The 20,869-nt window shown below is 39.0% G+C and carries 13 protein-coding genes and 2 tRNA genes; 8 read left to right on the top strand and 7 right to left on the bottom strand.

The features are described 5' to 3' along the window. A complete protein-coding gene (nrdA, locus tag AABS66_RS04150) occupies positions 1–2,292 on the bottom strand; it encodes a class 1a ribonucleoside-diphosphate reductase subunit alpha (RefSeq protein WP_206082326.1) in 2,292 nt (763 codons plus the stop codon). Between the two features lie 358 nt (positions 2,293–2,650). Further along, positions 2,651–3,373 carry a bifunctional 2-polyprenyl-6-hydroxyphenol methylase/3-demethylubiquinol 3-O-methyltransferase UbiG gene (ubiG, locus tag AABS66_RS04155; protein ID WP_206082325.1) on the bottom strand — a complete coding sequence of 241 codons (723 nt, stop codon included), beginning with the start codon at positions 3,371–3,373 and terminating at the stop codon, positions 2,651–2,653. Between the two features lie 286 nt (positions 3,374–3,659). Here ubiG and gyrA point away from each other — a divergent pair, with 286 nt between their 5' ends. Next, positions 3,660–6,260 carry a DNA topoisomerase (ATP-hydrolyzing) subunit A gene (gene gyrA, locus AABS66_RS04160; RefSeq protein WP_272539634.1) on the top strand — a complete coding sequence of 867 codons (2,601 nt, stop codon included), beginning with the start codon at positions 3,660–3,662 and terminating at the stop codon, positions 6,258–6,260. A gap of 160 nt (positions 6,261–6,420) precedes the next feature. Beyond that, entirely contained in the window at positions 6,421–9,264 is a 2,844-nt protein-coding gene (gene rcsC / locus AABS66_RS04165) for a two-component system sensor histidine kinase RcsC (protein ID WP_272539633.1), read from the top strand. A 63-nt stretch (positions 9,265–9,327) separates the two neighbouring features. On the opposite strand, the gene rcsB is transcribed toward rcsC, so the two are convergent. Further along, positions 9,328–9,978, bottom strand: coding sequence for a response regulator transcription factor RcsB (gene rcsB, locus AABS66_RS04170; RefSeq protein ID WP_206082322.1), 651 nt, complete (start codon positions 9,976–9,978; stop codon positions 9,328–9,330). A gap of 1 nt (position 9,979) precedes the next feature. Then, on the bottom strand, positions 9,980–12,655 hold the full coding sequence (gene rcsD, locus AABS66_RS04175; protein ID WP_272539632.1) for a phosphotransferase RcsD: 2,676 nt from the start codon (positions 12,653–12,655) through the stop codon (positions 9,980–9,982). A gap of 213 nt (positions 12,656–12,868) precedes the next feature. On the opposite strand from rcsD, the gene AABS66_RS04180 reads away from it, so the two are divergent. Both AABS66_RS04180 and AABS66_RS04185 read left to right on the top strand, forming a co-directional pair. Then, a tRNA-Ser gene (locus AABS66_RS04180) sits at positions 12,869–12,956 on the top strand. A 5-nt stretch (positions 12,957–12,961) separates the two neighbouring features. Then, a tRNA-Thr gene (locus AABS66_RS04185) sits at positions 12,962–13,037 on the top strand. 264 nt (positions 13,038–13,301) lie between these two features. On the opposite strand, the gene AABS66_RS04190 is transcribed toward AABS66_RS04185, so the two are convergent. After that, positions 13,302–13,652 (bottom strand): SH3 domain-containing protein, encoded by a 351-nt coding sequence (locus AABS66_RS04190; RefSeq protein WP_272539631.1) that lies wholly within the window; start codon positions 13,650–13,652, stop codon positions 13,302–13,304. A gap of 79 nt (positions 13,653–13,731) precedes the next feature. Between AABS66_RS04190 and AABS66_RS04195 the strand changes: the two genes are divergently transcribed. Further along, positions 13,732–14,235 (top strand): AAA family ATPase, encoded by a 504-nt coding sequence (locus AABS66_RS04195; RefSeq protein ID WP_272574085.1) that lies wholly within the window; start codon positions 13,732–13,734, stop codon positions 14,233–14,235. 829 nt (positions 14,236–15,064) lie between these two features. Here the strand turns inward: AABS66_RS04195 and gltP are convergent. Together gltP and AABS66_RS04205 are read right to left on the bottom strand one after the other, a co-directional pair. Further along, complete coding sequence (gene gltP, locus AABS66_RS04200; protein WP_206082318.1) at positions 15,065–16,372, bottom strand: glutamate/aspartate:proton symporter GltP; 1,308 nt, start codon at positions 16,370–16,372, stop codon at positions 15,065–15,067. Positions 16,373–16,945: 573 nt separating this feature from the next. After that, positions 16,946–17,608 carry a GntR family transcriptional regulator gene (locus AABS66_RS04205; RefSeq protein ID WP_206082317.1) on the bottom strand — a complete coding sequence of 221 codons (663 nt, stop codon included), beginning with the start codon at positions 17,606–17,608 and terminating at the stop codon, positions 16,946–16,948. A gap of 413 nt (positions 17,609–18,021) precedes the next feature. On the opposite strand from AABS66_RS04205, the gene AABS66_RS04210 reads away from it, so the two are divergent. Genes AABS66_RS04210 through AABS66_RS04220 form a run of 3 tightly spaced genes read left to right on the top strand, consistent with a single transcriptional unit; the run spans position 18,022 to position 20,860 of the window. After that, positions 18,022–19,263, top strand: a complete 1,242-nt coding sequence (locus tag AABS66_RS04210) for an NRAMP family divalent metal transporter (protein WP_206082316.1) — start codon at positions 18,022–18,024, stop codon at positions 19,261–19,263. Positions 19,264–19,277: 14 nt separating this feature from the next. Then, entirely contained in the window at positions 19,278–20,057 is a 780-nt protein-coding gene (locus AABS66_RS04215; RefSeq protein WP_349414942.1) for a LamB/YcsF family protein, read from the top strand. After that, positions 20,054–20,860, top strand: a complete 807-nt coding sequence (locus tag AABS66_RS04220) for a putative hydro-lyase (RefSeq protein ID WP_206082314.1) — start codon at positions 20,054–20,056, stop codon at positions 20,858–20,860. The genes AABS66_RS04215 and AABS66_RS04220 overlap by 4 nt, the downstream gene beginning before the upstream one ends. Positions 20,861–20,869 lie beyond the last annotated feature (9 nt).

The raw sequence follows: 20,869 nt of genomic DNA on the forward strand, positions 1-20,869 counted from the left end.
TTAAATTTTACACGCGCCGCCTTCGCAATCGGAATCCGCTGACTCAACAACTTCTTCCAGATCGCCCTGAACATCTTCCGCACCATCGCGGGTGTTATGGTAGTAAAGTGTTTTTACACCAAACTTATAGGCGAGCAATAAATCTTTTAGTAATTGATTCATTGGTACTTTACCACTCTCGAAACGAGTAGGGTCATAGTTTGTGTTAGCAGAAATCGACTGGTCGATAAACTTCTGCATAATACCAACGAGTTGTAGGTAGCCGCTGATAGATGGCATTTGCCACAACAGTTCATAAGCCCCTTTCAAGTTTTCATAATCTGGCACCACTTGGCGCAAGATACCGTCTTTCGACGCTTTAATACTGATGTAGCCACGTGGTGGCTCAATACCATTGGTTGCATTAGAAATTTGCGAAGATGTCTCTGAAGGCATCAAAGCAGACAGCGTTGAGTTACGCAGGCCATAAGTCTGAATATCTTTACGCAGTGCTTCCCAATCATAATGCAGTGGTTCATTGGTTAACTTATCGAGCTCTTTTTTATAGGTGTCGATAGGTAATACACCTTGCGAATAGGTCGTTTCATTGAACCACGGGCATGCACCTTGTTCTTTCGCCAAATCGTTTGATGCTTTTAACAGATAATATTGAATAGCTTCAAAAGTTTTGTGCGTTAAATTATTTGCGCTACCGTCGGAGTAACGTACACCGTGTTTCGCTAAGTAATAGGCATAGTTAATCACACCAATACCTAATGTACGGCGACCCATAGAGCCTTGTTTTGCCGCAATAATTGGGTAGTCTTGGTAGTCGAGTAGGGCATCTAAAGCACGCACCGCTAAGATGGCTAACTCTTCTAATTCATCAAGGCTATCAATTGCACCTAAGTTAAATGCAGACAGCGTACATAATGCAATTTCGCCTTCTTCATCGTTGATGTTATTCAACGGCTTAGTTGGCAGTGCAATTTCTAAACATAGGTTAGATTGACGAACGGGAGCAACCTGTGGGTCAAACGGACTATGTGTATTACAGTGGTCAACGTTTTGAATATAGATACGGCCTGTTGATGCACGTTCCTGCATCATTAATGAGAACAATTCGACGGCTTTTACGCTGGACTTACGAATAGTTTCATCTTGTTCATATTGAACATACAAACGTTCGAATTCATCTTGGTCAGCAAAGAATGCATCGTACAGACCTGGTACATCAGAAGGGCTGAATAAGGTAATGTCTTGGTTTTTAATTAAACGTTCGTACATTAATTTATTCAATTGCACACCGTAATCCATATGACGAACACGGTTACCTTCAACACCACGGTTATTTTTCAGGACTAACAGGCTTTCAACTTCAAGATGCCAAATTGGGTAGAATAATGTTGCTGCACCACCACGCACACCGCCTTGAGAGCATGATTTAACCGCTGTCTGGAAGTGTTTGTAGAATGGGATACAACCTGTGTGGAATGCTTCACCGCCGCGTATTGGGCTACCTAATGCGCGAATTCTGCCCGCATTTACGCCAATTCCAGCGCGTTGAGAAACGTATTTAACAATTGCACTTGATGTCGCATTGATGGAATCAAGGCTGTCACCGCACTCAATCAGGACACAAGAGCTGAACTGACGAGTTGGTGTGCGTACCCCCGCCATGATTGGCGTTGGCAAAGAAATTTTAAATGTTGAAACCGCATCATAGAAACGACGAATGTAGTCTAAACGCGTTTCTTTTGGGTAATGGGAGAATAAACACGCCGCCACTAAAATATATAAAAACTGTGCGCTTTCGTAGATTTCACCCGTTACACGGTTTTGAACTAAATATTTTCCTTCGAGCTGTTTAACGGCTGCATAGGAGAAATTCATATCACGCCAATGGTCAATAAAACCGTCCATTTGCTCGAACTCTGCTTGCGTGTAGTCTTCCAGCAAATGCTTATCATACTTGCCCATTTCAACAAGGCGTTTTACGTGCGTATAGAGTGCAGGCGGCTCAAACTGGCCATAGGCTTTTTTACGCAAGTTAAAGATAGCTAGACGTGCAGCAAGGTATTGATAGTCTGGTGTTTCACCAGTAATCAAGTCGGCAGCTGCTTTGATCATCGTTTCGTGAATATCAGATGTTCTGATCCCATCATAAAACTGAATCTGAGAACGTAACTCCACCTGTGAAACAGATACGTTACTTAGGCCTTCCGCAGCCCAGGTGATTACCTTGTGGATTTTATCGAGATCAATGCGTTCTTTATGTCCGTCACGTTTTGTGACTAACAGACTCTGGTTCATGAGTAAGTACACCTTGGTTGAACTACAAATAGTGTGCCACAAACATAAAAAAGCTCATGGTTGAATACCATGAGTCTAGTGCTGTTTAGTTTAGCTTCACTACTATATGTAGTAGTTTGTTGAGTAGACAATAACAAGATAATGTTAATATGCGATTTTATCAAGTGAACAAATTCGAGGGATCTTGTGGATAACTGGTTGGATAAGAAAAATGATCATGTCGGTAAGCTGCATGGTAAAAGGGACTAATAAAAAAAAGGCTTCCGACATGATGACTAAAATAAATTTTGTAAACGTAGACCGTTTGCTGATTTCTTAAACGTACTGATTGCGATTTATTCTTTTCGTGATTAGTTAGCTACTCACTAATTGTATGAAGCATATAATTCACATCTACATTTGGCCCCAGCCAGAACTTGTCAGTGATAGGGTTGTAGTGTAACCCCGTGATATGCTTATCTTTTAACTGTGTTCCGTCAATCCAACCGATGAGTTCAGAAGGGCGAATAAACTTATTCACATCATGGGTGCCTTTTGGAACCATCTTCATAACGTATTCGGCGGCAACGACTGCCATCAGCCACGCTTTTTTGTTGCGGTTGATGGTTGAAAAAATAACATGACCACCAGGTTTAACCAATTTAGCGCAAGCTCTCACGACAGATTGTGGGTCAGGAACATGTTCTAACATTTCCATGCAAGTGACGATGTCATAAGCTTGTGGATGTTTATCGGCATGCTGTTCAACGGTTTCTTGAACATATTCAACGGGAATACCCGATTCGAGAGAATGTAAGCGAGCGACCATTAACGGATCTGCGCCCATATCAAGTCCTGTAACATCCGCACCTTCACGCGCCATACTTTCAGATAAAATACCGCCGCCACAACCGACATCAAGAATTTTTTTACCGAAAATGCCATCTACACGTTGCATAATATAACCAAGACGCAATGGGTTAATACGGTGTAACGGGGCAAATTCCCCTTCTAAATCCCACCAACGGGATGCAATAGACTCAAATTTTTCGATTTCTTGTTTATCGACATTTAAGTATGTCGGTGCTTGGGTATCGCTCATTGATAAAACTCCTATTTTAACCCTATGACTGCATATTGCCTTTTATGATGAGACGAATTAGGCGCAGTGATAGGTGTCCGTCAATCATTGATGGTCATAATCTAGACAATAATGCACTTAAGGCAGTTATTAATGAATAATCCCACAAGTTTCGGACACACAAACTTAATTTTCCGCTATTATACATAGCTTGAAAGACAAATACCCGTCTCTTATTTTTATTAAATTGGCGAATTGTGGTATAGTTCTACTCTTTGAATCCGAAGTTATGAGGGACAGTGGTTCCATGAGCGAGATTGCCAGAGAAATCACCCCAGTCAATATTGAAGAAGAGCTGAAAAGCTCGTATTTGGATTATGCAATGTCCGTTATTGTCGGCCGTGCACTTCCAGATGTTCGAGATGGACTGAAGCCAGTACACCGTAGAGTCCTCTTTGCGATGAATGTATTGGGAAATGATTGGAATAAACCCTATAAAAAATCTGCCCGTATAGTCGGGGACGTTATCGGTAAATACCATCCACATGGTGATAGCGCTGTTTACGAGACAATTGTTCGTCTTGCTCAGCCTTTCTCTATGCGTTACATGCTGGTAGATGGTCAGGGGAACTTTGGTTCGGTTGACGGGGACTCCGCAGCCGCAATGCGTTATACGGAAATCCGTATGGCGAAAATTGCCCATGAGTTACTGGCGGATCTTGAAAAAGAAACCGTAGATTTCGTTCCAAACTATGATGGTACAGAGCAAATTCCTGAAGTCATGCCAACGAGAATCCCTAACCTACTGGTTAATGGGTCGTCAGGTATTGCTGTCGGAATGGCAACCAATATTCCGCCTCACAACTTAGGCGAAGTAATTAATGGTTGTCTTGCCTATATAGAAGACGAAGATATTAGTATTGAAGGCTTAATGGAACATATTCCAGGGCCAGACTTCCCAACTGCGGCCATTATTAATGGTCGTCGCGGTATTATCGACGCTTATAAAACGGGTCGTGGTAAGGTGTATATCCGTGCCAGTGCCGAAGTTGAGGTTGACGAAAAAAATGGCCGCGAAACCATTATTGTTAGCGAAATTCCTTATCAGGTGAATAAAGCACGCCTGATTGAAAAAATCGCTGAATTAGTCAAAGAAAAACGTGTTGAAGGTATCAGCGCATTACGTGACGAGTCGGACAAAGACGGTATGCGTATTGTGATTGAAATAAAACGCGATGCAGTGGGTGAAGTTGTTCTGAACAACTTGTATTCATTGACTCAATTACAAGTGTCTTTCGGTATTAATATGGTGGCTTTACACCAAGGCCAACCAAAAATTCTAAACCTGAAAGATATCATCGCTGCCTTCGTTCGCCACCGCCGTGAAGTGGTGACACGCCGTACGATCTTCGAATTGCGCAAAGCGCGTGATCGCGCACATATCCTTGAAGCATTGGCTATTGCATTAGCTAACATTGACCCAATTATTGAGTTAATCCGTAAAGCACCAACGCCAGCTGAAGCAAAAGCGGGGCTGATTGCACGCTCTTGGGATTTAGGCAATGTGGCCGCTATGCTTGAACGTGCAGGTGATGATGCAGCGCGTCCAGAGTGGCTTGAAGAGCAATTTGGTGTTCATGATGGTCAATACTTCCTGACTGAACAACAAGCACAAGCGATTCTTGATTTACGTCTGCAAAAATTAACGGGTCTTGAGCACGAGAAATTACTGGAAGAGTACCGTGAGCTGTTAGTGCAAATTGAGGCACTACTGTTTATCTTAAGAAGCCCTGAGCGTTTAATGGAAGTGATCCGCGAAGAATTAGAAATTATTCGCGATACTTACAATGATCCGCGCCGTACTGAAATTACCGAAAACACCGCTGACATCAACATCGAAGATCTTATCAATCAAGAAGATGTCGTTGTTACTTTGTCTCACCAAGGTTATGTGAAATATCAGCCATTGTCTGATTACGAAGCACAGCGTCGTGGTGGTAAAGGTAAATCAGCTGCAAGAACGAAAGATGAAGATTTTATTGAGCGCTTATTAGTCGCGAATACTCACGATACCATTTTGTGTTTCTCAAGCCGTGGTCGTTTGTATTGGATGAAAGTGTATCAATTACCTGAAGCTAGCCGTGGTGCGCGTGGTCGTCCTATTGTTAACTTATTGCCACTGGAGCAAGATGAGCGTATTACAGCTATCTTACCTGTACGGGAGTACGAAGAGGGTTATACTGTCTTTATGGCAACCGCAAGCGGTACTGTGAAGAAAACCCCTCTGCAAGACTTTAGTCGTCCAAGAAGTGCAGGTATTATTGCCGTGAACCTCAATGAAGGGGATGAACTCATTGGTGTAGATTTAACTAATGGTTCTAATGAAGTCATGTTGTTCTCTGCTCAAGGTAAAGTCGTTCGTTTCTCTGAAGATGCAGTGCGTGCGATGGGTCGTACCGCAACGGGCGTTCGTGGTATTAAATTAATGGACGACGATAAAGTTGTTTCTTTAATTATTCCACGTGGTGAAGGGCATATCTTAACCGTAACAGAGAATGGTTATGGTAAGCGTACTGAAGAAGCGGAATATCCAACAAAATCTCGTGCAACTCAAGGTGTTATCTCCATTAAAGTGAGTGAGCGTAACGGGAACGTTGTGGGTGCGATTCAAGTTGATGATACTGACCAAATCATGATGATCACGGATGCGGGAACCTTAGTTCGTACTCGTGTTTCTGAAGTGAGCATTGTGGGCCGTAATACACAAGGTGTTACCTTGATTAGAACGGCTGAAAACGAAAAGGTTGTTGGATTACAGCGTGTTGCTGAGACTGAAGATGATGAGAATGCAGATGAAAGCACCGACGAAAATGGTGCTGATGATGCAAATATCAACGATCAAGAATAAACAACGCCTTTAAGCGATATAACGGGCAGCACGGAAATGGCTGCCCGTTTTATTTATCTTCCATAGAACCATCTATTTTATTCCTTTTCATGTTTATCGTTTTTTAATATTGTAATCGAGTATAATTCGCTGTTGTGATAACGCATAATTAGGAAGACACTTGAGATACTTACCCTCATTTAAAACATCATTAAGATTATCCCGGGATCTTTTTCGTATCCTTGGATTGATGTTATGGGGCATGGGTGCCTTTATTACATTATTTTTTCTCTATTCTCAATTTAATGAATATAAATCGGATATTCGTCAGCAATTCCATTCAGGTTTTGAAAGCTTACAATCGTATATTCAACAAACAGGTGAAACGCTACAAGCTATCCAATCCATGACAGAACAGCATCGGATTAAATTGGATAGGTATAAAAATTTAAATGAAAATGAGCCTGAATTTATGACATTACCTGGCTCAGTAAATTACTCTTACTATAAGTTAACGCTAAACTCTGATTGTGATTATTTTCAATACCGTTCTCAGGGGTATTTACTGGCTTTTGAACAACTAAATTATTTTTGGAAAGAGAGTATTGCAGTACCTCAAGGATTGAATCACGTTTTTGTCATTGGCTCCCAAAGTTATTGCTTAGTGGACTATCCAATTCGTTCGACGGTTTCTGATATTGAGACGCTCAAAAAGGTTGGTTATGAAAGTGCGCACTCTTACCAAAGTCTAAAATCACAAGGTAAAGAGCGTAATATATATACTATCGTACATGGTGCACAACCTGATAATGGCCAAGTTTATTTGATCCAACCGATTCAAAACCAGGGAGCTGTGACAGGGTTTATCGGTATTGAGCGTGCGATAAATTTAAATCAATTTAATATCAGCAAAGATAAATCCATCGAAATCATGGTGGTAAATTCCCATAATCAACCTGTTTTATACTCGTCAGCAGAGGTCAACCCGAAAAATTCAGCATTGTTGGCGATTGCGGAGCCCTCATTCTTTGGTTTTAATTCTGATTACTCAAAACTCATTTTTAAAAAACGGTTATTACCTGCACAACTCACTGTTTTCTTTTCAATTCCGACGTCCGAGATTTTATCCAACCTTGAAAGCACTATATTTTATGGCGCGATGCTAAATATTTTTACTGCGGTTTTGCTATTTTTTTTGATTTGGCTGCTTGAAAGAAAAATGTTAGAACCTGCAGCGAACACCGCTATTCGCTTAGAAGAACATGAACAGTTTAATCATAAAATTGTTGCGTCAGCACCTGTTGGGATTATTATTTTAAGGTTAACGGATGGCGGGAACATACTGAGTAATGAACTTGCACACGATTATTTTAGACTGCTTAATGATGATGACAAGCAGCGAGTTTTGACGATCATTCGCCAAAAAACGAGTAATTATATTGATGTTGTGACCACCAACGGAACTCACTTACAAATTAGCTTCGTAAATTCTCGATATCAAAACGAAGATGTGGCGATCTGTGTGTTGATAGATATTAGCATCCGTGTACAAATGGAAAAATCACTGCAAGATGTTGCGGATGCAGCAGAACAGGCGAACCATGCTAAATCGATGTTTTTGGCAACAGTGAGCCATGAATTAAGAACGCCGCTGTATGGGATCATTGGAAATATTGAATTATTACAACGTTATGAGTTATCAGAGAAAGCAACTCGCTTAGTTTCTACAATGGATAATTCCTCTGCATTATTATTGCAAATTATCAGTGATATTTTAGACTTTTCTAAAATTGAATCTAAACAACTTAAAATTGAAAATAAACTATTCAATTGTCGAGACGTTTTTGCCTTTGTATTAGCGAATTACCTGCCATTGGTATCGAAAAAAAGAATTTCACTGTATTCATATATTGAGCCTGATATCCCTGATTTGATATTGAATGACTCAGTGCGGTTACAACAAGTGGTCTCTAATATTGTGAACAACAGTATTAAATTTACCCATTCAGGTTTCGTCTTGCTCCATGTTTGGAAAGATAATAATTATTTAAAAATTGAAATCCGTGATTCAGGAATTGGTATGACTAATGCGGTTGTTATGCAGTTGTTTGATCCATTCTTTCAAGTTTATGATCAAAATAACACGGGTCATAAAGGTACAGGGTTAGGATTGGCTATCTGTGAAAAATTGATAAACTTGATGGATGGGGATATGGAGGTGAGTTCTCAGCATGGTCTCGGAAGTTCCTTTATTATACGTATTCCATTATATGGGCAAGAATATATTCAAAAAAATATACCTGAATATCGCGCAAATTATAAAATCGCCGTCTCGTGTAAAAATGAATTTTTGATGAGTTTTCTGTCACGCCTACTCAAACATGCTGAATTTTCCGTAGTCACTGGGAATGATATTGATACACAGAAGGCTTATGACCTACTCATCACTGATTTTACTGACACAATTTCAGTACAGAGCCGTTACCAAATCAGGCTTTTAAGTTGCTATGCAGGAGAGTTTTATGAGGCTCAGCCAAATGAGTGGATTTATAATACTTATCAATTAGATAAGCTACCGCTACTTATTGATAAGTGGTTAGTTAAAGTTGCAGAAGAAAATATAAAGAACCAGAATATTCATGAGCCTATTGAAGCGGATTGTCGATTGAGTGGGTATCATGTTTTAATTGTTGATGATCATCCAATTAATCGAATGTTATTGAGTGAGCAACTTGCCAGTATTGGTTTTAGTACAAGCACTGCAGTTGATGGTATTGATGCGCTTAAGTATTTGAAAAATAACCGTGCAGATATCGTTTTATCAGATGTGAATATGCCCAATATGGATGGATACCAGTTGGCTCAGGAATTACGACTTTTAGGGGAAACATTACCGATTATTGCATTAACCGCCAATGCAATGGCAGAAGAAAAACAACGCTGTATTGATGCAGGGATGAACGAGTGTTTATCTAAGCCAACAACTATTGCAATTTTGCGTGAAACACTTATTCAATTTTGTTAACGTAATGAATAAAAAATAAAAACCCGCAATCGGGTTTTTATCGTTTAGATGGGCTGATAAGCCTTATTCGGAAGGAGAATTATCAATACTCACCGATGAGAGATAATTGAGTAGTGCAATATCATTTTCTACACCCAACTTCAGCATCGCAGATTTTTTCTGGCTACTGATTGTTTTAATACTGCGATTCAATTTCTTAGCAATTTCCGTGACTAAAAAACCTTCTGCAAATAAGCGTAAAACTTCACTTTCTTTTGGTGATAAACGCTTGTCACCATAGCCACTTGCATTAACTTTCTCGAGTAATTTGCTGACGCTTTCAGGTGTGAATTTTTTACCTTTTTGTAAAGCCGCAAGCGCTTTTGGTAAGTCTGCAGGCGCACCTTGTTTTAAAACAATGCCTTCAATATCCAGCTCAAGAATAGCACTTAAGATAGCTGGGTTATTATTCATGGTCAGAACAATAACGGAAAGGTCAGGATAGTGGCGTTTAATGTATTTAATTAGTGTAATACCATCGCCATATTTATCACCTGGCATAGATAAATCAGTAACTAGAACGTCAGCATTTAAGCGCGCTAAGTTATTAATCAAAGAGGTTGAATCTTCAAACTCACCTACGATATTCACCCATTCGATCTGCTCAAGTGACTTTCGAATACCGAAAAGAACAATAGGATGATCATCGGCAACAATGACATTTAGGTTATTCATATTATTGGTTACCTTCTGGCATTAGTTTTTTGACTGAATTATCCAGGTCTCTAATGCAATTTCTTATTTCAATTCCGTTTTTATCTGCTATGTAGTGTTCTAAGTCCTCGCAAAGTTTATGAAGAACTGTAAATTCGAGCATAGCAAAAACTCCTTTTAAACGATGTGCAGTGTTTTTCAATTCGGCTAAATCCTCAACACTTTCACTATTATACAGTTTATTAATATCTATCGGTACTGTTGTGATGAACAAATCTCGATAACCGCTTTGTGCCAAAGCAAATTGATATGCCGCAATCGCTTTTTCTGTAGTGGCTAAAGGTTCATCAGGTAGAGCTATTTCATTAATATTACTGCTATCGGTATTGGCATTTTCTATTAATAAAGAAATCGCATCAATCAGTTCATCTGCAAAATTGTAGTTAGCTTCAATATAATTATGATTAACTTCATTTATTGAAGTGATACTTCCGTCAACTTTAAGTGTATATTCAAACGCTTCTTCATTGTTATCCGTGATGAGTAAATCCCAATCTGATTGGGCTGAGCTTTCGCTTAAATCAAGAAATTCAGCACCGTAGTTTGACAGTGTACTTCTTACTATACGAGAGATGTCTGCATTATGGATATTTAAACGAATGTACACATCTTCTAATAGTGCAGGGTATTCATGCTCGATAGATTCATTAATGGCAGGCAGTGAAAGTTCATAATGTGTTCCAATCGCAGTACTTGAGCGAATAGAAAGCGTGCTGTTCATCTTTTTTGCCAACAATTTGCATAAATAGAGTGCCATTCCTGAGCGCGTAAATTGTGCTGGTTTAACAGTTTGCGCACTAAACGGATTTTGCAGATTACTCAGCTCTTGATTACTCAAGCCTGTACCGCTGTCTCTAATATTGAGAGAAATAATATGTTTCTCTGTATCATAAGATAGCGTGAATGAGATCTTTCCAAAAGAGGTTGTGACAAGAGAATATTCCCAAATTAGTTGTAAAAGGTTTTGTAGGTATATAGGGTTTACTTCAATTAGGGACTCTGGATTTACATTGTTATGGAAATAGAGCGATAGACCTTTATTATTGATTTTCGATAGATTGTTCTTGAGAAACTGGTTGATCAATTGACTGATTGAAATTGCCTCAGGTTTGAGAGAGGTTTTCTGTGACTCTAATTGGTTAAGAAGTTCAATATTATTAAACCAAGAATGAATTGTAATTAATTGATTTTCAATCTCTTGTAGTATGGATAGTTCACTAGGGTCAGTAGGTTGTGTTAACTGAGAGAATTGTAATTCCAGCGCTGACAGTGCGGGTAAAATTTCATGGCACATATTTTCAAGTACAACTTTGCGCATTTGAATATTTTTTTGATATTCACGCATTGCGAGTTCTTGGCGTTTTTGCGTCAAAACCTCTTTATCTTTATCCATAATAATAAAGAGTGCGGCATTAGGCATTGCGTCATTTTCTACGAGTACAACTTCGAAGATATTATTTTCTATGGAGACTTGAATAAAATCATGGTTATCTATGGCCATTTCTTTTATGTGAGCGAGATCCATTGAAGGTAATAGCTGATTAGCAAGATTATTACTGAGGATTTTCGTGTTGGTATTAAAATCGTAAACCAAGATCCCATAAGATATATGATTGATGATATCGTTATTCAGTGACTCTTTAAACTGGAGCTCCTGCAGCATGGATGTGTTCGGTGAAATCAAACGCTTACGTAGGAAAAGTAGCGTTAATACCGCTAAAAAAATCATGGCTATCATGCAAGCAATTAGCCAAAAGTTATAGCTAATAAGATGAAAGATAATCGTTTTTAACGAAATATGATAATAAAGCTGATAGGGAGTGCCGTCTATTGGTTGTGAAAATATAAGGTTTGTTCCCATTAATGTGGTATTGGTTTCAGGGCCCAGTGTGCTAGTTGGGCGAGAGTTTATTGTGAAGAAGTCGCCATCTAATGAAGAAGGAATCAATGAATTCATCGAAATATCAAATGATATAACACTGGTTAATTGCCCTGGTGAATTAAACATCAGCCGGTATGTATAGTAATATACATTTTCAGGGGAGTATTTTTGTACGTTAGAGATGATTTCCCGTCGGTCAAGTAATGTGGATTGAGCTAGCATGTCGGCGCGTTTTTCTTCCGCCGTGAGTGTTAGATAGCTTTCTTTGAAACGCAATTCAGGTTTTAGAACGGAATGAGTGGTCACAAGAACTAAAGTGTTATCTAACCCATTTAGGTAATACATGGAGTTATATTCATTTCTTGCCCCCCAAACGATCTCCATGTAGTTAGCTAGTTTAGTTGCGAGTTCATTATTGGTGGCTTTATTTGGCCCGAATACAATGGCATCTAAGGTTTGGTTGGTGCTAGTCAACCAATAAATATCATGGCGTATTTCCATCGCGGAAAGTGGGGTATTTGCAGAGACGTGTGATTTATCGTTAGCAAGTTTATAAATATGACTTGCTTGATAACGGTAGTCTTCAATTTGGTAGGCTAACCTAGTTGCCATGCTATGAAGTGCAGTTTGGCGGCTTTTTACCCATTCTTGATAGTAGTTAAAAAGTGATAACGAAAGTATCACAACTAACAGTAAAATAAATGTCGCAAAAATGCGTGAAAGGGCATTTGGTTTTAATAATGTTTGTCTGTACATACTCGAGCACGCGATCCCATCGGCAAATTTATTATTAGATTAAAAATCATACGCCTAGAGTACTAGTAGACTCCGATTTTGCACAGATATTACCATTTTTCTTGGTAAAATGAGAACAATTGAGTGAAGATTAGCCAAATGAATTAAAAAAAGCAATTTTTTTACTTTCGGGGGTAGACAAGGAGGTCAGATTCCTCCATAATCGCGCCCCATGGAGAGATGGCCGAGCGGTCGAAGGCAGCGGTCTTGAAAACCGCCGATGGGTAACCATCCTAGAGTTCGAATCTCTATCTCTCCGCCAAATTAGCCGGCTTAGCTCAGTTGGTAGAGCAACTGACTTGTAATCAGTAGGTCACCAGTTCGACTCCGGTAGCCGGCACCAAATAAGAACCCGTTAACTTGAAAAAGTTAGCGGGTTTTTTCTTTTTAGTTCTCTGTATAATTACAATACGCTAAGTAGTAGTTGTGCCATCGTATAACATCAGTTTATTACTCCATTTTACATGCTCAGCAAGATGATTTAGTACTAAGCATGTCTTTCACCATTAAAACCTGTAGGGAAGTGGGATTTAATTTAAGAAATGCAATAAAATGAGCGAATTTCTGTTGTTATAAAGCATAAAAAAATCAAGAGATGCTTTAATGCTTAAAGTTCTTCTTGCAGATGGCAAAGCGGAACCCAACCTTCTTGGTTTTTACTATTTTTAGCCCAAATCCATTGATTGATTTCCCGTGTGGATGTGAGTGTTTCACCAGTAACTACATTAAGCTCTAATGCAGTGTAATCTTCAATTGCAATGGCAGACTTGGAATCAATAAGCTGGATGATTTGCTTAGGAACAAAGCCTTGTAGGTTATTAAAACGGCATTCTAACCAATTCTCCCACCCTTCATCTCCGATATATTCATCACCGACAGACAGAATATCCCCTTTGCAAAAATGTATAGGGTTAGGGAATTCTGAAATATGTGATTTAACGACAGTAAATTTACGCATTATTTGTAGTCTCAAATTTTGAACATAGCGTGGTACTAACCATTTATAGTCTAATTTAAACGTAACTAAAAGAATAAGAATGAAAATTTGTATTGTAGGTACATCGGGAGTTGGTAAAACAACGTTAGCAAAAAAACTGTCTAAGGAATTTAATATTTCACTATACAGTTATGATGATATTTATTGGGATAAAAGCGGAGGGGAATACCACAAAAATACCCAAATTATTATTAATTCTTTGGTTTCAAATGTATTGTCACAGGATAAATGGATAGTTGAGGGGGCATATGACAAACGACTTTTGCCATTTTTTAATGACTCCATGTTAATCATACATTTAAAAAAGCCACATCATGTTTGCGCCACTCGGATTATAAAACGTTTCTTATTGGCACGTATAGCGAGGACACAACCAAAAGAAACGTGGAAAAACACTTGCGAGTTATTGCACTTTACTAAAGAATTTGAATCTCGATTAGAGGCCTTTTTTGCCTTACACCCTGAATTTCATGCAAAGAAAGTCATTATAAATCGCAATAATTTATGTGTGATTGACATTGTTAAGTCTTTCAAAGGTACCTAATTAATATCACTTCTTAGTATTGACTGGCTCTGAGGAAGAGAAAACAAGTTATCAATATTGGTTAAAAAAATAGCCCCTGGTGTTGGGGCTTAAAAGGGATGGTACTACTAGGATTAACTCATAGAATTAGTTATACGCGAATGAGCGTCATTTTTTGCAAGTGATAGTTAAAATTAAATTAAGTTTTGTAAAGTAATTAAAGGTAAAGGAAATTACGTTAGGCTCAGAGGTGGTATCGGTGATGGCAATGGTCTTGCTTATAGTTATGGTCGAAAGGGGATGAGGTATTAAGATATTGGTGCAGTGGAAATATAAATTTCATTGCGTATTGAAAATAGATATTTTTAGTTAAAAATTAATTTTCAATAATAAGTTAAATTACCTATTTTATTTTTAATAAAGAAAAGCCTCGTTAGATGACGAGGCTTTTTTTGTTAGAACCAGCTGTGTAGCATAAAATAGGATAATGAAAATACAAAAATTACCATTAGGTGTTGAAGCACCTTTAAAAATAAAAGAAATCTTCTTATTTGATTCATTTTTTCCTGCTCAGACTAACAAATATACGAAATACTTAGTGCAAGATTTATAGCGTAGTTAAGATATCAATAAAGTTCCAATGACTAAAGGTAAATTATTTAAAAAAATAAAATAAAAGAAAGAAATAGGTATATGTAACTAGTGTTAAAGATATCTTAAATATATATAGAAAATATTGTTATAATGAATGCGTAAGGGAAAATACTCTAGACTTGTATTTTTTTAGAAAATGATGCCCTATCTAATTGTCAGAGAGGGCATCATTGTAATAGCTTATTTATATTTTGAATTAAAAGGTACTTTCATACTCACGTGCTTTTTTGATGTCGTAATTATGTTCCCATTTAGCAATAACGAGAGCGGCCAATGCATTGCCAACAACGTTAAGAGCAGTACGTGCCATATCTAAAATACGGTCAACACCTGCAATGAATGCAAGGCCTTCCAATGGGATCCCAACACTGCCTAATGTCGCAAGTAGTACAACGAATGATACACCAGGAACGCCTGCAATACCTTTTGACGTGATCATCAGGGTAAATACGAGTATCAGCTCTTGGCCTATGGATAATTCAATACCATAGAGTTGGGCGATAAATATTGCTGCAATACTTTGATATAAAGTGGAGCCATCGAGATTAAATGAATAACCGATAGGAATAACAAAACTGGTTACAGATTTTGGTGCGCCGTACTTCTCCATTTTATCCATAATGCGTGGAAGTACAGTTTCAGAGCTTGCTGTGGAATAGGCCAATAGGAGCTCATCTTTTAATATTTTCATTAACGTGAAGATATTAATTTTGCAATAACGCGCAACAATTCCTAATACCACCACAGCAAAGAAAATAATTGCACAGTGCACAAGAATAACCAATTTAAGTAATGGGACTAATGATGAGAACCCAAAGTTTGCAACGGTGACTGAGATCAATGCGAATACCCCGATTGGTGCATACATCATGATCATATTAGTCACGCGGAACATGGTTTCAGAAAATGTTTGTAACACATCAAGCAGTGGTTGTTTTTTCTCAGCGGGTAAAGATGACAGCCCTAAACCGAAGATAACTGCAAAAAAGATGACAGGGAGCATGTCACCACTTGCCATCGCAGCAAAAATATTGCTAGGGACTAAAGTGAGAATGGTATTGATAATCCCTGATGGATGACTTTCGACTTCTTGTGTCGTTTTTTCGTATTGAGAAATATCGACTTGGGTGAGTTGAGACATATCAATACCAACACCCGGTTGAAATATATTTGCGAAGGAGATACCAACAATAATGGCGATTGTGGTAATCACTTCAAAATAGAGAATGGTTTTGAAACCGAGAGAACCTAATTGTTTTGTATTTCCGACACCAGCGATACCCACGATGAGCGTTGAGATAACAATGGGCACAACGATCATTTTAATTAACTGAATAAATATTTTACCCGCGGGAGAAAGGATATTTAAAATAAGCCAATCTTTGTACTCTGTATTGTCATGCAAAAGTGCACCAGCAATAACACCTAAAATAAGAGCAATCAGTATTTGCCATCCTAGGCCAAATTTAAAGGGCTTCTTATTAGTCACTTGGTTTAATGTCATAATGAAATCTCATTTATATTAATAATTTTTATGTATGCTTTTTTATTATCGTAAATTTTATAACGAATATTCGAGAAAACTACAACTATTAACTCGATTTATTTGAGTAATTTCAGTAGGTAATTTATATCAATTCGTTACTTTTGTTAAATAAGCGGCATTAAAGTCAATTAATTGTGATAATATTGTGTTTGATGTAAATTCTTGTGGCGTGAGAAAGTTAATTTTCGAGTTACATTAAAAAAATGAAAGTGTTTTATTCTGGTTTTTTTTACGTTAAAAATAAGTTAAATGCGTAAGGGGGGAAACTAGATTGGATGAAAAAACAAACAAAAGTACTTTTTTTATTACATACCGATATAAATAGAATATTAAAATTAAAGATATGAATGTGATTAATTAACAATGCAGAGTTTTCTACTCGATAAATTTAAACTTATTTTGCTGTAATATTCGTAAAAATTTTTATTGTGGGAATAAGATGATTCACTCAAATTTTTGTAATGTAAAAAATTTAATCTGGGGGTAATTCAAAGAGGGGAGGAACAGCGTTAATTTGGTAAAACAAGAAAATTAAAATGAAGTTTGGCTGCGTTTATAAGCTGCCAATAGTGTTCGTTCAGATAAATCAAGGTAGCTGCGTAAGGTATTTGCAGCTTCAAGGTTGTGGCCTTTATCGAGTAGCTCAAGAATAAATTGGTTTTTATCAATATAGGGTGCATATAAAATTTTGGGGTCATTTAGGTGCCCAAAAGCGAGACGTAATTCAGCAGATATATTACGATAAAGTTTGATAAGCCGCTCGCTATCGGTTAATTCGACAATAGCAGTATGGAATTTCATATTGGCTGTGCCCACACCAATCCAATTCTCGATTTTTTCATGTTGACGCGCATCAACAACTGCATCTTTCATTTTTTGCACGGCAGGATGTAACGCATAAGCGTGTTCTAGTGCATTACATTCAATGAGTCGTCTCACATGGTAAATATCAATAATCGCAGACATATCAGGGACTGACACAAAAACGCCCTTATTTGGTGCATAGGTCAGTAATCCTTCTTGTGTTAATACACGAAAGACTTCGCGAAGCGTATTACGTGAAATAGCGAGTTCATCACTCAATGTTGCTTCAGACAGCCGCTGCCCTGGCGTGATTTCCCCTACGGTGATTTTAGCACGGATGACTTCCGCAATCGTGACTGACAAGGTTTGAGCAACAGGCGTTTTTTTCATAAAAATGCAAACTTGAATTTGGTGGATGATGAAGCGGCTATATTCACATATTCAAGTTTAAGCGGCAAGTTTCCTTTCAAAAACATCAGGGTGCATCCCCTGATTTGCACCTATATGGTGAAAAATAGCCTAAGTCGCACTGAATTAGTGCATTCCAATGAGATCCATAACCTATTTTTTGCTTTCATTGTTAAAAAAGTGATCACGCCTTGATTTTTAAATCATGGATAACGATTTTTATTGATTGTTTATTCGTCATCTCATACTAATTGTTCAACAATCCATTAAAGATGAATTAACAATTAACATAACAAGTAGAACAATGGCACGATAATTGCCTGAGTGATAATCGCAATAACAACATCTACAACGACACAAATAATTAAAACAATAACACATAGAGGAGTATGTATATGGCAGCTCAAGAAAGCGCACCAAGCACTGCTGAGTATGTGAAAAGTCGCCGCTCGTCACTAATTGGTGCCATATTTTTGATGGCGACGTCTGCGATAGGTCCTGGGTTTATTACCCAAACTGCAACATTTACTGTAACGTTGGGCGCGGCATTTGCTTTTGGTATTTTAGCCTCCATCGTGATTGATTTTGTTGTGCAGCAAAATATCTGGCGAGTCGTGACATTAACCAAAATGCACTCATCACAAATAGCGAATGCGACTATCCCTGGGAGTGGTTATTTACTGGCAATATTGGTGATTTTTGGCGGCTTAATTTTTAATATCGGTAATATTGCAGGGGCAGGACTAGGGTTAAATGCACTTGTTGGCCTTGACCCAAAATGGGGAGGATTAATTAGCGCCTTACTTGCCATTTATATTTTCTCATCACGCAAAGCCAGTACATTTATTGATAGGTTAATTATTGGCCTCGGGATTGTCATGATTGGTTTAACCGTGTTTGTCGCAATTGCATCGAATCCACCCGTTGGGGAAGCGCTACGTCAAAGTGTTTTACCCGATACCGTCGACTTTGCGATGATTACGACAATTGTGGGCGGTACGGTTGGCGGCTATATCTGTTATGCGGGGGCTCATCGCTTACTCGATAAAGGCACGGTAGGGATTGAAAACATTCATGTGGTATCCAGTGCGGCAACAAAAGGAATATTGGTTGTTGGTTTAATGCGCTATGTCTTATTCCTTGCCATTCTAGGAGTTGTTGCAAGTGGCGTAACAATTGATATCTCTGGTCATGCAGCTAACCCCGCATCTCAAGCTTTTCAGGCTGCTGCGGGTAATTTTGGCTTACGTATTTTTGGATTGATCTTATGGGCTGCGGCACTAACAAGTGTGATTGGTGCGGCTTATACGTCGATGAGTTTTTTAACTGCTTTCAAACACACTATTTCTGAAAGACAACGTAATATCGCAACGATCATTTTTATTGCAGTTTCTCTGATAGTGTATTTGCTGATGGGAACGGCACCTGCTGCATTGCTAGTTTTTGCGGGGGGATTCAATGGATTAATCCTGCCAATTGGTTTGACTCTTTTTGTCTATATTGGCTGGAAACGTGCAGATTTGATGTCAGGTTATCACTATCCACGTTGGTTATTATGGTCAGGTGTGGTGACTTGCGCACTGACTTGGTACATGGGGGCGATGTCAGTCAGCGCCATCTTTAATTATCTGAAATAACCCTTGGAGTGATGATGAAAAAACAAATCGATTTAAATAGCGACCTTGGGGAAAGTTTTGGTCAATGGCAGATGGGAAATGATGAGGCTATCTTATCTGTAGTCAGCAGTGCAAATGTGGCTTGTGGCTTTCATGCGGGTTCACCTGAAGGGATCTTAAAAACCTTAAAAGCGGCCAAAGAAAATGGTGTGGCAGTAGGCGCTCATGTAGGGTATCCCGATTTAGTGGGATTTGGACGTCGAAATATGGATATTGCTTCCAGTGAATTGATTGCGGATGTGATTTACCAAATTGGCGCACTAAAAGGTTTAGCCACTGCTGCGGGTACTGATGTGTTATATGTGAAGCCCCATGGTGCACTTTATAACACGATTGCACATGATAAACGCCAAGCTATCGCAGTGATTGATGCAATCAAAGCGATTGATAATCAATTAATTCTTGTTGCATTAGCGGGATCTCCGCTGATTGGTTGGGCACAAGACAGTGGTTTGCAAGTTGTGGCAGAAGCCTTTGCAGATAGAGCTTACAACAGCGATGGTACATTGGTTTCCCGTAAACTCGCAGGCTCTGTATTACATGACCCGAAAATTGTGGCTGAGCGTATGTTGCAATTAGTGCAGGAAGGCGGTGTTGTATCTATTGATGGTAAATTTACCCCAATTGATGCTGGCTCCATTTGTGTTCACGGGGATAGTCCAGGTGCGCTTGAAATGGCACAACAAGTTCGCTCTATCCTTGAAAAACAAGGGATTGAAATTTATGGCTTTGCCCATAAAGGAGAGCGCGAATGACACAATTAATGAAAGCCTCTACGCAAGCGATTGAGGCCGCACGAATTGCCCGCGAAGCGATACGTAATGGCTATGATAAACCGACTGCAGGTCTTGCTCCAGGTATGACGCAGGCCAACATGATTGCACTTCCTCGTGATTGGGCGTTTGATTTTTTATTGTACGCACAACGTAATCCGAAAAGTTGCCCAGTCTTAGATGTGTGTGAATCGGGAAGTTGGCAAACCATGTTAGCTGAAGGTGCAGATTTACGAACTGATATCCCGCGTTATCGCGTATGGGAACATGGGCAATTAGCCGATGAAATCACGGATGCGACCGCAATTTATCGACAATATCCTGATTTAGTTACATTTTTGATTGGCTGTAGTTTCACATTCGAGACACCTATGATTGAGGCAGGTATTGATGTGCGCCATATCACCGATAAATCGAATGTCCCAATGTATAAAACCAATCGCTTGTGTCGCCCTGCAGGGCGCTTACAAGGGGAGTTAGTGGTTTCGATGCGACCAATTCCTGCAAACCGCGTTGCTGATGCTGTCAGTATAACAGGGCGATTCCCCGCCGTTCACGGTACACCTGTGCACATTGGTGCTCCTGAGCAGCTTGGCATTGCCGATATAATGCAACCCGATTTTGGCGATGCGGTACGTATCGAAGAGGGGGAAATTCCCGTATTTTGGGCCTGTGGTGTGACGCCACAAGCGGCAGTGATGAAATCGGGGGTGCCATTTGCGTTAAGCCATGCGCCTGGATATATGTTCATCACTGATGTGCCTGATGCGGCTTATCATATATAGAGGTGCCCA

Origin of the sequence: Providencia sp. SP181 (assembly GCF_050446505.1) — a bacterium.
GTDB classification, from domain to species: Bacteria; Pseudomonadota; Gammaproteobacteria; order Enterobacterales; family Enterobacteriaceae; genus Providencia; species Providencia vermicola.

Coding starts and splice junctions, on each gene's coding strand:
- AABS66_RS04195 (WP_272574085.1), top strand. CDS start 13,732: ATGAAAATTTGTATTGTAGGTACATCGGGAGTTGGTAAAACAACGTTA.
- AABS66_RS04215 (WP_349414942.1), top strand. CDS start 19,278: ATGAAAAAACAAATCGATTTAAATAGCGACCTTGGGGAAAGTTTTGGT.
- rcsD (WP_272539632.1), bottom strand. CDS start 12,655: ATGTACAGACAAACATTATTAAAACCAAATGCCCTTTCACGCATTTTT.
- AABS66_RS04210 (WP_206082316.1), top strand. CDS start 18,022: ATGGCAGCTCAAGAAAGCGCACCAAGCACTGCTGAGTATGTGAAAAGT.
- gyrA (WP_272539634.1), top strand. CDS start 3,660: ATGAGCGAGATTGCCAGAGAAATCACCCCAGTCAATATTGAAGAAGAG.
- nrdA (WP_206082326.1), bottom strand. CDS start 2,292: ATGAACCAGAGTCTGTTAGTCACAAAACGTGACGGACATAAAGAACGC.
- AABS66_RS04190 (WP_272539631.1), bottom strand. CDS start 13,652: ATGCGTAAATTTACTGTCGTTAAATCACATATTTCAGAATTCCCTAAC.
- rcsB (WP_206082322.1), bottom strand. CDS start 9,978: ATGAATAACCTAAATGTCATTGTTGCCGATGATCATCCTATTGTTCTT.
- AABS66_RS04205 (WP_206082317.1), bottom strand. CDS start 17,608: ATGAAAAAAACGCCTGTTGCTCAAACCTTGTCAGTCACGATTGCGGAA.
- gltP (WP_206082318.1), bottom strand. CDS start 16,372: ATGACATTAAACCAAGTGACTAATAAGAAGCCCTTTAAATTTGGCCTA.
- AABS66_RS04220 (WP_206082314.1), top strand. CDS start 20,054: ATGACACAATTAATGAAAGCCTCTACGCAAGCGATTGAGGCCGCACGA.
- ubiG (WP_206082325.1), bottom strand. CDS start 3,373: ATGAGCGATACCCAAGCACCGACATACTTAAATGTCGATAAACAAGAA.